This window comes from Streptomyces venezuelae (assembly GCF_008642275.1).
In the GTDB taxonomy this organism is placed as follows: Bacteria; Actinomycetota; Actinomycetes; order Streptomycetales; family Streptomycetaceae; genus Streptomyces; species Streptomyces venezuelae_E.
Window position 1 is genome coordinate 4898923 of record NZ_CP029189.1, and the last position, 14108, is coordinate 4913030.

Genomic DNA, 14108 nt, shown 5'->3' on the forward strand with positions numbered 1-14108 from the left:
GTACGGGAGCGCCCCGGTGCCGAATCCGCCGGCCGGAGCCGGAGCCGGAGCCGGAGCCGGAGCCGGAGCCGAATCCGCCGGCCGGAGCCGGAGCCGGTGCCGAATCCGCCGACCGGAGCCGGAGGCTAGATGGCTTCCTTGCGGGTCAGGAAGTTGAAGGAGATCCATCCCGGCAGCACCGGCAGCCAGAAGGTCATCAGGCGGAACAGCAGCACCGCCGAGAAGGCGACCTCCTTCTCCAGCCCCGCCGCGATCAGACCGAGGGTCAAGGTGGTCTCCACCGCACCCATACCGCCCGGCGTCGGGGCCGCCGAGCCCAGCGCGTTGCCCGCCAGGAACACCACGGCGATGCTCGCGTAGCTGATGGCCTCGCCGCCGCCGAACGCCCGGATCGACGCGTCCAGGCACATCACGAAGCAGCCCGTCAGCAGCAGCATCCCGCCGATGCCGGTCAGCAGCTTCTTCGGCCGCTGGAGCACGTCGAGCATGCGCGGCACCACGCCCGCGAACAGCGCCCGTACCCGGGTCACGACGAACTTCCGCAGGAACGGGACGGCCGTCACCACCAGCACCAGTACGGCCACCGTCAGCAGACCCGCGATGACCGCCCGGGACGGGGTCATCTCCGGGGTCTTCTCGGTCCCGGTCAGATAGCCGAAGGACAGCAGCAGCACGATGTGGCTGGCCAGTCCGAACAGCTGGGAGGCGCCCACGCTCGCGACGGCCAGCCCGGGCCGGACACCCGCCCGCTGCAGGAACCGGGTGTTCAGCGCGACACCGCCGACGGCCGCCGGGGCCACCAGCTTCACGAACGACCCGGCCACCTGCGCGATCACGGTCCGCAGGAACGACACCCGCTCCGGCACGAAGCCCAGCAGGCTCATCGCCGCCGCGAAGTACGTCAGTGCCGAGAAGGCGAGCGCCGCCCCGACCCAGCCCCACTCCGCGTCGGCGATGATCGTCGCGAAGTCCACGTGGGCGAGCTGCGTGAGCAGGAAGTACAGACCGAAGGCGCCCGCGATGAACGAGACCAGTGTCCGCGGCCGGATCCGTTCCAGCCGGGCCGGCTCCACCGGCGCCTGCGGGCGGATCAGCAGTACCTGGTGGCGGATCTGGGTCAGCAGATCCTCCTCGCGGGCTCCGTCCAGCGCGTCCTCCAGGGCCTTCTTCTCGGCCTTGCGGTCGGCGGCCGCCGAGGCGGACACCGGGGTCGCGGAGGCCGCGGACTCCGCCTCGCGCGCCGCCTTCGCCGCCCGCGAGGACTCCAGCACGGCCTCCCTCTGCCGCTCCGCACGCTCCCGGGCCAGCTTGCGCAGCGTCGCCCGGGTGGAACGGCTCAGCGCGATCGGCTGGAGCAGCGGCAGACAGTCCGCCACCGCGTCCGGGCCGAGCACCGACACGGCCGAGGCCACCGCGCGCTCCGCGCCGACCCGCAGGCCGATCGTGGTCAGCAGCTGGGCGATGTCCATGCGCAGGACCAGATCGCCCGCGGCGATCTCACCGCCGCGCAGGTCGGTGAGGATGACATTGCCGGAACGATCCACCACGAGGGCGTCCCCGGTGAGCCGGCGGTGTGCGATCCGCCGCGACTGCAGGGCCCGTACCTGCTCCCACGTGTGGTGGATCAGCTCGTCGGTGATCTCCTCGTCGGCGAGCGCGTCGAGGGGCCGGACGTCCAGGTGCTCGTACACGAGCATCACCGCGTCCGGACCGAGCTCGGAGGTGGCGATCAGCTTCGGCGCGTTCGCACCGGCCGCGATGGCCGCGTACGCGAGGAGCGCCTCCTGCTCCAGCGCCTGGCGCAGCGACTGCAGGCTGCGCCCGGTGGTGATGCCGCGCAGGGTGAGCCGGCGCCAGACCCGGTAGAAGAAGCCGTGGGCCTGCTGCTCGCGGTCGACGATCGTGACGTCGAGCGGAGGCCCGTCCTCCAGGGTCACGTGGTAACGCCGGCCCCGGTCGTTGGCCTCGGAGGGCTCGGGGCCCTCGGGCATCTCGGCGCGCATCGCGCTGACCGGCTGGAAGCCGACCCGGCGCAGTCCGGCGAGCAGGTGCTGTCCGGTGGGGCGCACGTTGGGCGAGCCGACGGCGTACAGGGTGCCGTAGGCGACGCTCCAGCCGATCAGCACGGTGAGGATGATCGAGAAGGGGGTGGTGTACCCGTTGACCAGCATGGCGAAGGCGTTGAGCAGCAGGACCACCCACAGCGCGACGCGCCAGTGGGGTCTGCGGGTCATGCCGACGGCGGTCATGTACGCGATGACGGGCGCGAGGTAGCCGTGCACCGGGTCGGTGAGGGTCCCGCCGGCCGCGGGGCGGGTGAGAGCGTCCTGGATGGTTTCGGGGGCGGCCTGCGAGACCCACAGGTCGGTGGCGAGGGTGACGCCGTGCGCGAGGACGGCCGCGAGCACACCGTCGGCGATGCGCAGCCCGTCGCGTTTGATCAGCCGCTCGATGGCGAAGGCGACGGGCAGCAGCAGCACCGCGATGCTCGACACCAGCGCGGCGACCTTGATCAGCAGGGCGGGGGCCTGGCCGGTGCCCTTGCTGATGTCCTCCTCCAGACCCACGGTGGTGCCGTGGGCGAAGGCGGCGACGGCGAGGAGCACGGCGATACCGAGGATGCCGACGAGCAGGCGTACGAGGTCGGACGGCCGGTGCACGCGGGCGGCGAGCAGCGGTTCGTCGACCTCGACCCGGTCGGCGTCCGTGGTGGCGTGGCCGTGCGGGCCCCCGGCTTCGGCGGACCCGGCCCCGGCCGCCCCGGCTTCGGTGGCCTTCGCTTCCGCGGCGGGCTGGGCCTTGGCCCTGGCCCTCGCCCCGGCCCCGCCGTTGCGGCCGTCGGGCCGCGGGGGCTCCGGACGGGGCTCGGGGACGGGTTCGGGGCGGGCGGCGCGGCCGTCGTCAGGGCGTGCGCCGTCGTCGGTCGCCGCGCCGTCCGGAGGGCTCACACCCTGCTCCTTCGTCGTCACATCCGTCTCTTCTTGATCACGTATCACCAGTCACCGCCCGGAAGATGGTGGCACGGACCGACGGGCCGGCGGGGCATCAGGGTGCGCGCCGGTACGGAAGCGAGACTTCCGCCGCAGCGCGGCCGACGTACTGCACCATGTGCCGAATGAGTGAGGAGCTGCCCGCCTACGCGGAGCACGTACTGGAGGTGGCCGAGCGTATTCCGCCCGGCCGGGTGATGACGTACGGGGACGTCGCCGAGTGGCTCGGCGAGGGAGGACCGCGCCAGGTCGGGCGTGTCATGGCCCTGTACGGGGGAGCCGTGCCCTGGTGGCGCGTGGTGCGGGCGGACGGCCTGCCGCTGCCCGGCCACGAGGTGCGCGCCCTGGAGCACTACCGGACGGAGGGCACCCCGCTGCGCCTGACGGCGGGCGGCGAGCCGCGGCTGGACATGCGCCGGGCGCGCTGGGACGGGTCCCCCGGACAGGACGGCGGACAGGACGGCACGCGCGACGAGGCTCACACCTGACAGCTTCGGCCATGCGGGGCCCGGACGGGCGATCGGGCGACGGCCCGAACGCCCGTCCGGGGTACCCGGGGGGACTGCGCGGCGTCGGCCGGTTGCCGTAGCGTTGCCTCTTCGGCTTCCGCGGCGGCATCCGCGCGAGCCGTCACGGCAGCACCGCCACACCCCGCAGACCCACCAGGACCGGCACCCCACGTGATCACCTCTTCCTCCGACCGCACCGAACGGCGGCGTACGCGGACCCCCGACGCGTACCGCCTCGTGCGTACCGGGCCGGAACGGGTGGATCCCCCTGTGCTGGACGCAGCGCAGCGTGCGGTGGTTGACCACGCCGGCGGACCACTGCTGGTCCTCGCCGGACCGGGCACCGGGAAGACGACCACGCTGGTCGAAGCCGTCACCGCCCGGGTGGAAGCGGGCGCCGACCCCGCCCGGATCCTCATCCTCACCTTCAGCCGCAAGGCGGCGGTGGAGCTGCGCGACCGGGCCGCGCTGCGCCTCGGCGGCGCCCGCGCACCGCAGGCCACCACCTTCCACTCCTTCTGCTACGGACTGGTCCGCGCCCACCAGGACTCCGACCTCTTCGCCGACCCGCTGCGCCTGCTGTCCGGCCCGGAGCAGGACGTGATGGTCCGCACCCTCCTGGAGGGCCAGCGCCGGATCCGCTCCATCCGCTGGCCGGACGACCTGCGGGCCGCGCTGACCACGCGCGGCTTCGCGGACGAGGTCCGGGCCGTCCTGGCACGCGCCCGCGAGCTGGGGCTGGGCCCCGCGGCCCTGTCCTCGTTCGCCGACCGCATCGGCCGCCCGGACTGGAAGGCGGCGGCGGCGTTCCTCTCCGAGTACCTCGACGTCCTCGACATGCAGGGCACGCTGGACTACGCGGAACTCCTGCACCGGGCGGTGCTCCTCGCGGAGCGCACCCCGTCCCTCGCCTCCGCCTACGACGCGATCTTCGTGGACGAGTACCAGGACACGGACGCCTCGCAGCTGCGGCTGCTGCGCGCCCTGACCGGTCCGGGGGGCACGCTGGTCGCCTTCGGCGACCCCGACCAGTCGATCTACGCCTTCCGCGGCGCCGACATCAACAACGTCCTGGACTTCGAGTCGGCCTTTCCCGGCGCGCGGGTCAAGGCCCTCACCGTAGGCCGCCGCTCCGGTGCGGCCCTGCTGGCGGCCACCCGGCTGCTCACCACCCGGATGCCGGTTCCGCGACTGCCCGCCGAGTCGGTCCGCGCCCACCGGAACCTCGCGCCGGTCCGGGACGGCGGGCGGGTGGAGGTCTTCACGTACCCGACGGCGGGCGCCGAGCTGGACAACATCGCCGACATCCTGCGGCGGGCCCACCTGGAGGACGGGGTGCCCTGGCAGGACATGGCCGTGCTGGTCCGCGCGGGCGGCCGCACCCTCCCGGCGATGCGCCGTGCCCTGATCTCGGCGGGAGTCCCGGTGGAAACGGACGGCGCGGACACCCCCCTGCGCCACGAACCTGCGGTCAGCCCCCTGCTGACGGCCCTCCGCGTCGCGGCCACCTCGGCCGACGCCGATGCCGCGGCGCCCGGTCCGGTGGGCGGCTCCGACGGGGCCGAGCCGGGTTCGGGTGGCGCCGTGGGAGCGGGTGCGGAGGCTGTTGCCGGTCTGCTGGGCGGTTCCGACGGGGCCGAGGCTTCGACCGGCTCCGTCGGCACGGCGAGGGACGCGGGCCGGGGGACGGCCGGCGACACCGTCGGGCCGGTCCCCGGCAACCCCGCCGGAGGCGACCAGGTGGGCGAGCCGGCTCGCACGGTCGGGGCGGGTGGGCGGGAGACGTCCCCCGCCGGAGCCGAGCCCGACGCCGTCGACGCGGGTCCGGCGAACCCCGCCGACCCCGCCGGAGCCGAGCCCGACGCCGTCGGCGCGGGCCCGGGGCTGAGCCCCGCGAGCCCCGTCGACCCCGCTGGAGGCGACCCTGTCGGGGGCGAGACCGACGCCGTCGACGCGGGTCCGGGGCCGAGCCCCGCGCACCCTGCCGACCCCGCCGGAGGCGACCCCGCCGGAGGCGTCACGGTCGAGGCCGCGCTCACCCTGCTCGCCTCCCCCCTCGGCGGGATGGACGCCGCCGACCTGCGGCGTCTGGGCCGCGCCCTGCGTGACGAGGAGCGGGCCGCAGGCGTCAAGGTGCCCGCGCCCTCCGACGTACTGCTCGCGCGCGCCCTCGCCGAGCCCGAGCGGCTCACCGCCCACGACCCCGCCTACGCCCGCGGAGCGCAGCGCCTCGGCCTGCTCCTGCGCAAGGCCCGCGAGCTGCTCCAGGGCGGCGGCACCGCCGAGGAGGCCCTGTGGGTCCTCTGGGACGGCACGCCCTGGCCGCAGCGGCTGGAGCGCAGCGCCCGCCGCGGCGGCGCGGCCGGCCGCAACGCCGACCGCGACCTCGACGCGGTCTGCGCCCTCTTCGACACCGCCGCCCGCGCCGAGGAGCGCACCGGCGGCCGCGGCGCGCTCAACTTCCTCGAACAACTGGAGGCGGAGGACATCGCCGCCGACCTGTTGACGGCCCGCGCCACCCGCTCCGAGGCCGTCCGGCTGATGACCGCCCACCGCTCCAAGGGGCTGGAGTGGTCCCTCGTCGTCGTCGCCGGCGTCCAGGAGGGCCTGTGGCCCGACCTCCGCCGCCGCGGTTCGCTCCTGGAGGCCGACCGCATCGGCCGCGACGGCCTCGCCGAGCCCCTCACCCCCGGCGCTCTGCTCGCCGAGGAGCGCCGCCTCTTCTACGTCGCCGCCACCCGCGCCCGCGACCGCCTCGTCGTCACCGCCGTCAAGGCCCCCGCCGACGACGGCGACCAGCCCTCCCGTTTCCTCACCGAGCTCGGCGTCCCCCCGCGGGACGTCACCGGCCGCCCCCGCCGCCCCCTCGCCGTCGCCGCGCTCGTCGCCGAGCTGCGCGCCACCACCGTCGACCCCGACGCCTCGCCCGCCCTGCGCGACGCGGCCGCCCGCCGCCTCGCCCGCCTGGCCGCGCTCACCGACGACGAGGACCGCCCGCTGGTGCCCGCCGCGCACCCGCAGCGCTGGTGGGGCCTGTACGAGCCCACCCGCAGCAGCGTCCCCCTCCGCGACCGGGACCGGCCCGTCGCCCTGTCCGGCAGCGCCCTGGACCAGCTCGCCAACACCTGCTCCCTCCAGTGGTTCCTCGGCCGCGAGGTCAAGGCCGACACCCCCTCCACCGCCGCCCAGGGCTTCGGCAACGTCGTGCACGTCCTCGCCGACGAGGTCGCCTCCGGCCGTACCCCCGCCGACCTGGCCGTCCTCATGGAACGCCTCGACTCGGTGTGGGACGCCCTCGCCTTCGACGCCCCCTGGAAGTCCCGCCAGGAGAAGGACAACGCCCGCGCCGCCCTGGAGCGCTTCCTGCGCTGGCACACCACCGACCGCGGCGGCCGCGAGGCCGTGGCCACGGAGCACGAGTTCGACGTCACACTCGAAGCCGGCGAGGTCGCCGTCCGCATCCGGGGCTCCATGGACCGGGTCGAGTCGGACCCGCAGGGGCGTGCGTACGTCGTCGACTTCAAGACCGGCAGGTCGGCGCCCACCAGGGACGAGGTCGCCCGCCACCCCCAGCTCGCCGTCTACCAGCTCGCCGTGCGCGAGGGGGCCGTCGACGAGGTCTTCGACGGGCACCGCCCCGAGCCGGGCGGTGCCGAACTCGTCCAGCTCCGGCAGGCCGCGCCCCAGAAGGAGGGCGGCGACGCGGCGCCCAAGGTGCAGGCCCAGCAGCCGCTCGACGGGGAGTGGGTCGGCGACCTGCTGGCCACCGCCGCGGGCCGGGTCCTGGACGAGCGGTTCGCGCCCGCGGCGGGCCGCCACTGCGACCACTGCTCCTTCCGCAGCTCGTGCAGCGCCCGCCCGGAGGGCCGCCAGACGGTCGAGTGACCACCGGGGGCCGGCGCCGGAGCACGGCGGCCGAAGCCTGTCGGCCGCCCTGTCGATCCGGCCGTCGGCCGGGCCGTAGACCGGCCCGTAGATCCGGCCCGTAGATCCGGCCGTCGGTCGGGGCTGTCGGTGGGGGCGGCTAGCCTTTTTACGTGCCCGCGCGTCCGCCCGCCCTCTCCGACCCCGAGCAGCTCAAGGAGCTCCTCGGGATCCCTTTCACGCCCGAGCAGATGGCCTGTGTCACCGCCCCGCCCGCCCCGCAGGTCGTCGTCGCGGGCGCCGGCTCGGGCAAGACCACCGTCATGGCCGCCCGCGTCGTGTGGCTCGTCGGTACGGGCGCGGTCGCGCCCGAGCAGGTGCTCGGACTGACCTTCACCAACAAGGCCGCCGGCGAACTGTCCGAGCGCGTACGCAAGGCCCTCGCCCAGGCCGGCATCAGCGACCCGGACCCCTCCCCGGCCGACGCCGACGCGGCCGGCGGCGAGCCGCGCATCTCCACCTACCATGCCTTCGCCGGACAGCTCCTGAAGGACCACGGCCTGCGCATCGGCCTGGAGCCGAGCTCCCGGCTGCTCGCCGACGCCACCCGCTTCCAGCTCGCCGCCAAGGTGCTGCGCGAGGCCCCCGGCCCGTACCCCTCGCTCACCAAATCGGTCCCCGACCTGGTCGGCGACCTCCTCGCCCTCGACGCGGAACTCTCCGAGCACCTGGTCGAGCCCGAACGGCTGCGCCTGTACGACACCGGCCTGCTGGGTGTCCTCGCCGGCACCAAGCTCACCAACGAGGACCTCCGCAAGGTCCCGGAGGCCGTGCGCGGCCGCCTCGAACTGCTGGAACTCGTCGTCCGCTACCGCGCCGCCAAGCGCTCCCGCGACCTCTTCGACTTCAGCGACCAGATAGCCCTCTCCGCGCAGCTCGCCACCACCCGGCCCGAGGTGGGGGCGCTGCTGCGCGAGGAGTTCCGGGTGGTCCTGCTCGACGAGTACCAGGACACCTCCGTCGCGCAGCGGCTGCTGCTGTCCGGCCTCTTCGGCGCGGGCTCCGGCCACGCCGTGACCGCCGTGGGCGACCCCTGCCAGGCGATCTACGGCTGGCGCGGGGCCTCCGTCGCCAACCTCGACGACTTCCCGGAGCACTTCCCGCACGCCGACGGAAGCCCCGCCACCCGGCTCTCCCTCAGCGAGAACCGGCGCAGCGGCGGCCGCCTGCTGGACCTGGCCAACGGACTCGCCGCCCCGCTGCGCGCCATGCACGAGGGCGTGGAGGCCCTGCGGCCGGCGCCCGGTGCGGAGGCCGCCGGACAGGTCCGCTGCGCCCTGCTGGAGACGCACGAGCAGGAGCTGGACTGGCTGGCCGACTCCGTCGCCCACCTGGTCCGTACGGGGACGGAGCCGCGCGAGATCGCCGTACTGTGCCGCTCCGCCAGGGACTTCGCGCAGATCCAGGCCGTGCTGGTGGACCGGGACGTGCCCGTCGAGGTCGTCGGCCTCTCCGGGCTGCTGCACCTGCCCGAGGTCGCCGACCTCGTCGCCGTCTGCGAGGTCCTCCAGGACCCGGGAGCCAACGCCTCCCTCGTCCGGCTCCTGATCGGCCCGCGCTGGCGGATCGGTGCGCGGGACCTGGCCCTGCTCGGCCGCCGGGCGCGGCTCCTCGTGGGCCGCGCGCCCGCCGGGTCCGACCCGGACGAACGGCTCGCGGCGGCCGTGGAGGGCGTGGACCCGGCGGAGATCGTGTCACTCGCCGACGCCCTGGAGACCTTCCTCGACGGCGCCGGACAGGCCCCCGACGACCTCCCGTTCTCGGCGGAGGCCCGGATCCGTTTCGCGCACCTCGCCCAGGAACTGCGCGACCTGCGGCGCTCACTGGCCGATCCGCTGATGGACGTCCTGCACCGGGTGCTGACGGCCACCGGCCTGGAGGTGGAGCTGTCGGCCTCCCCGCACGCGCTGGCGGCCCGCCGCCGCGAGACGCTGTCGAACTTCATGGACGTGGCGGCCGGGTTCGCCGCCCTGGACGGGGAGGCCACGCTGCTGGCCTTCCTGGCGTTCCTGCGTACGGCCGCCCAGTACGAGAAGGGCCTGGACCACGCGCTGCCGGGCGGCGAGAACACGGTGAAGGTGCTCACCGCCCACAAGTCCAAGGGCCTGGAGTGGGACGTCGTGGTGGTCCCGGACCTGTGCGCGGGCGGCTTCCCGAAGGAGAAGCCCCCGGAGGCCTGGACCTCGTACGCGAAGGTGCTCCCGTACGCGCTGCGCGGCGACGCCCCCACCCTGCCCGAGGACCCGGCCTGGACCTCGGCGGGCCTGAAGGCCTTCAAGACCGCGCTCAAGGACCACAAGTCGGTGGAGGAGCTCCGCCTCGGCTACGTGACCTTCACCCGGCCGCGCTCCCTGCTGCTGGCCTCGGGCCACTGGTGGGGTCCGAGCCAGAAGAAGCGCCGCGGCCCGTCGCAGTTCCTGGAGGCCCTGTACGAGCACTGCGCGGCCGGTTTCGGCGAGATCGAGGCCTGGGCGGAGGAGCCCGAGCCCACCGCCGAGAACCCGGCGCTGTCCGGCGAGTCCACCGCGGACCACTCCTGGCCCCTCCCGCTCGACCCGCACTCCCTCACCCTGCGCCGGGCGGCGGCCGCCCTGGTGGAGTCCTACCTCGCGACCCCGCCGCCGCAGGAGGAGGAGTACCTCTGGCCCCCGGACTGCGAGGAGCCGTGGCCGGCCGAAGACCCCTGGGAACCCCCCTCGACGACCACCACCAGTCCCGGGGCCTTCCCCGTCGGTCCCGGGCCCGCGGGACCCCGGCCCGACGACACCCGGCGTCCAGAGCCCTGGACCGACGGCACGCGGCCCGAAGACCCTTCCACCGCCGGCACCCGGTCTGCCGGACCGGGCGTCGCGGCCTCGGCCGACGGCACCCCGCGTCCGGGGCCCCGGCCCGACGGCATCCGGTCCGCGGAGCCCCCCGCCGACGGGGGCACGCAGCCTGCCGGGTCCGGCGTCGCGGCCTCGGCCGACGGCACCGGCGCGCCGTCCGCGGCCGCGGCGGGGGCCGGCGAGGCCTGGACGACCGCGGTCGCCGGGCCGGGCTCCGACGACCTCTGGGCCGGCGGGACCTGGGTGCGCCCGGGGCGTGGCATCCCGTCCGCACCGCATGCCGCCGACGCCACCGGGGCGGCCTTCGACGACCCCTGGGCGGGCGAGGCCTGGGCCGAAGTCCTGCCCGGGGACGGCGCCGCCACGCGGGCTCCGCACGGGGTCCCGGGCAGCGCCCCGGTTCCGGGAAGGGGCGGGGCGGGGGACGAAACCCTCCCGCCCGGCCCCGCCGACCCGCCGTACGACGACGACCTCTGGGCCGCAGCCGCGCCCGCGCCCGGGGCTGCCGCGCGCCGCGTCCCCGCCGAGGGGCAGCCGTACGGCGACGACCCCTGGCCGGAGGACGACCTCTGGCCGGAGGCCGACCTCTGGGCCGGGGAAGCCGGGTCCGCCGCGGGCGCGGCCGTGCCCATGTCCGTTCCCGGCCTCCCCGCCGGAGGCGAAGACGCCCGGGCCATCGCCTCCTGGGACCGCGATCTCGACGCCCTGGAGGGCGAGCTCCGCCGGGCCCGCGCGGCCGTCCGCGACGTCGAGCTGCCCTCCGCCCTGTCCGCCAGCCAGCTGCTCCGGCTCGCCGCCGACGAGCAGGGCTTCGTACGCGACCTCGCCCGCCCCATGCCCCGCCCCCCGCAGCCCGCCGCCCGCCAGGGCACCCGGTTCCACGCGTGGGTGGAGTCCCGGTTCGACGAGCTGCCGCTGCCCTTCCTCGACGTCCTCGACCCCGTCACCGACCTCCCCGGCGCGGGCTCCGACCAGGAGATCGCCGACGAGGCCGATCTCGACTCCCTCAAGGCCGCCTTCGAACGCAGCCCGTACGCGGACCGGCCGCCCCACCGTATGGAGGCCCCGGTCCAGCTCACCCTCGCCGGCCGGGTCGTGCGCGGCCGGATCGACGCCGTCTACCGCAACGAGGACGGCTCGTACGAGATCGTCGACTGGAAGACCGGCCGCACCACCGAGGCCGACCCCCTCCAGCTCGCCGTCTACCGCGTGGCCTGGGCCGAGACCACGAACACGCCGCTCGACCAGGTCTCCGCCGCTTTCCTGCACGTGCGCAGCGGCCGCGTGATCCGCCCCCGAAACCTCCCGGACCGCGCCCGCCTTGAGCGGATCCTCCAAGGGGAACCGGACCCGGACGGTGACCACCAGGCGGACAGCTAGGCTCGTGGGCATGAGCGACACCCCGCCGGACAGCGTCGTCCGCACGTACATCGACACCCACCGCGCCGCCTTCCTCGACGATCTCGCCGAGTGGCTCCGCATTCCCTCCGTCTCGGCGCAGCCCGAGCACGCGGTCGACGTACGCCGCAGCGCCGAGTGGCTCGCCGCCAAGCTCAAGGAGACCGGCTTCCCCGTCGCCGAGGTGTGGGAGACGCCCGGCGCGCCCGCCGTCTTCGCGCACTGGCCGAGCGAGGACCCGCACGCCCCGACCGTGCTCGTGTACGGGCACCACGACGTGCAGCCCGCGGCCCTCGCCGACGGCTGGCACACCGACCCGTTCGAGCCGGTGGTCCGGGACGGCCGCATGTACGGGCGCGGCGCCGCCGACGACAAGGGGCAGGTCTTCTTCCACACCCTCGGGGTACGGGCGCACCTGGCGGCCACCGGCGCCGCAGCTCCCGCCGTGCACCTCAAGCTCCTCATCGAGGGCGAGGAGGAGTCCGGCTCCCCGAACTTCCGCGCCCTGGTCGAGGCCCGCGCCGCCGAGCTCGCCTCCGACGTCGTGATCGTCTCCGACACCGGCATGTGGTCCGAGACCACCCCCACCGTCTGCACCGGCATGCGCGGCGTCGCCGACTGCGAGATCGACTTCCACGGCCCGGACCAGGACATCCACTCCGGTGCGTTCGGCGGGGCCGTGCCCAATCCGGCCACCGTCGCCGCCCGGCTGGTCGCGGCGCTGCACGACGCCGACGGGCGGGTCACGATCCCCGGCTTCTACGACGGCATCGCCGAGCTGACGGACGCGGAGCGCGCGCTCATCGCCGAGCTGCCCTTCGACGAGTCCGAGTGGCTGCGTACGGCCAAGTCCCACGCGGCCGCGGGCGAGGCCGGCTACTCCACCCTGGAGCGCGTCTGGGCCCGCCCCACGGCCGAGGTCAACGGCATCGGCGGCGGCTACCAGGGCCCCGGCGGCAAGACCATCGTGCCCGCCTCCGCCCATCTGAAGCTGTCGTTCCGCCTGGTGTCCGGCCAGGACCCGTACGAGGTCGAGGCGGCCGTCCGGGACTGGGTCGCGGCCGCGATCCCGGACGGGATCCGGCACTCCATCACCTTCGGCGCGCCCACCCGGCCGTGCCTGACCCCGCTGGACCACCCGGCCCTGCAGTCGGTCGTCCGGGCCATGGGCCGCGCCTTCGGCGAGAAGATCCGCTTCACGCGGGAGGGCGGCTCCGGTCCCGCCGCGGACCTCCAGGACGTCCTGGACGCGCCCGTCCTCTTCCTCGGCATCTCGGTACCGTCCGACGGCTGGCACGCACCGAACGAGAAGGTCGAGCTGGACCTCCTGCTCAAGGGCGTCGAGACGACCGCGTACCTCTGGGGAGACCTGGCCGCCCACCACCGCACCACCGCCTGACACCTGACGCACACGCCTGCCGTACCGAGCCTGCCTGTCCCACCACCGGGGGAGTTGGAAGTACCTGTGAGCACCCATACCGAGCGCCCTCTCACCGAGCGCCCTCTTTCGCTCGCCGCGCCCAGCGGGATCGACCGCGCCGCGCACCACCGCCTCGACGAGGCGTGGCTCGCCGCGGCCTGGAGCCACCCGACGACCCGAGTCTTCGTCGTCTCCGGCGGCCAGGTCCTGATCGACGACACCCCCGACGGCGGCACGGGCATCGTGATGACCGCGGCCTTCGAGGCCCCGGTCACCGAGACCCACCGCTACTTCCTGGGCACCGACGAGGACGGCGTACGGTACTTCGCGCTCCAGAAGGACGCGCTGCCCGGCCGCATGGACCAGTCGGCCCGGCCGGCGGGCCTGCGCGAGGCCGGGCTGCTGCTGTCCCCGCGCGACGCGGGGCTGATGGTGCACGCGGTGGCGCTGGAGAACTGGCAGCGGATGCACCGCTTCTGCTCCCGCTGCGGCGAGCGCACGGTGGTCGCGGCCGCCGGGCACATCCGCCGCTGCCCGGGCTGCGGCGCCGAGCACTACCCGCGCACCGACCCGGCGGTGATCATGCTGGTCACGGACGAACACGACCGTGCGCTGCTGGGCCGCCAGGTGCACTGGCCGGAGGGCCGCTTCTCCACGCTGGCGGGGTTCGTGGAGCCGGGCGAGTCGATAGAGCAGTCCGTCGTCCGCGAGGTGTGGGAGGAGGCGGGCGTCCGGGTCGGTGAGGTCGAGTACGTGGCCAGCCAGCCGTGGCCCTTCCCGTACAGCCTGATGCTGGGCTTCACGGCCCGCGCCACCACCTCGGAGATCACGGTGGACGGCGAGGAGATCGAGGAGGCCCGCTGGTTCTCCCGCGAGGAGCTGCGCGCGGCGTTCGCGTCGGGCGAGGTGCTGCCCCCGTCGGGCATCTCCATCGCCGCCCGGCTGGTCGAGCTCTGGTACGGCGAGCCGCTGCCGAAGGCGGCCGCGTAGCCTCCGGCACCCACCCGGCGGGAGACAGCGGAGGGCCCCCGCCGTGGCG

General features: G+C 75.2%; 6 protein-coding genes. 5 read left to right on the plus strand and 1 reads right to left on the minus strand.

What is annotated here, in order from left to right:
- Positions 1–125 precede the first annotated feature (125 nt).
- The gene (locus DEJ51_RS21965) at positions 126–2948 is read right to left on the minus strand and encodes a YbhN family protein (protein WP_223835925.1); all 2823 of its coding nucleotides are present in this window, start codon (positions 2946–2948) and stop codon (positions 126–128) included.
- A gap of 167 nt (positions 2949–3115) precedes the next feature.
- On the opposite strand from DEJ51_RS21965, the gene DEJ51_RS21970 reads away from it, so the two are divergent.
- From DEJ51_RS21970 to nudC, 5 genes are all read left to right on the plus strand, one after another.
- Positions 3116–3478 (plus strand): MGMT family protein, encoded by a 363-nt coding sequence (locus tag DEJ51_RS21970; RefSeq protein WP_411757337.1) that lies wholly within the window; start codon positions 3116–3118, stop codon positions 3476–3478.
- A 258-nt stretch (positions 3479–3736) separates the two neighbouring features.
- A complete protein-coding gene (locus tag DEJ51_RS21975; protein ID WP_411757395.1) occupies positions 3737–7384 on the plus strand; it encodes a UvrD-helicase domain-containing protein in 3648 nt (1215 codons plus the stop codon).
- A 152-nt stretch (positions 7385–7536) separates the two neighbouring features.
- A complete protein-coding gene (locus DEJ51_RS21980; protein ID WP_223835927.1) occupies positions 7537–11631 on the plus strand; it encodes an ATP-dependent DNA helicase in 4095 nt (1364 codons plus the stop codon).
- A gap of 10 nt (positions 11632–11641) precedes the next feature.
- Complete coding sequence (locus tag DEJ51_RS21990; RefSeq protein ID WP_150259118.1) at positions 11642–13048, plus strand: dipeptidase; 1407 nt, start codon at positions 11642–11644, stop codon at positions 13046–13048.
- 54 nt (positions 13049–13102) lie between these two features.
- The gene (gene nudC, locus DEJ51_RS21995; RefSeq protein WP_190620554.1) at positions 13103–14059 is read left to right on the plus strand and encodes an NAD(+) diphosphatase; all 957 of its coding nucleotides are present in this window, start codon (positions 13103–13105) and stop codon (positions 14057–14059) included.
- The last annotated feature ends 49 nt before the right edge of the window (positions 14060–14108 follow it).

Bases quoted from the DNA above. Each gene is read 5' to 3' on its own strand.
- DEJ51_RS21990 (WP_150259118.1), top strand. From the start codon at position 11,642: ATGAGCGACACCCCGCCGGACAGCGTCGTCCGCACGTACATCGACACC.
- DEJ51_RS21970 (WP_411757337.1), top strand. From the start codon at position 3,116: ATGAGTGAGGAGCTGCCCGCCTACGCGGAGCACGTACTGGAGGTGGCC.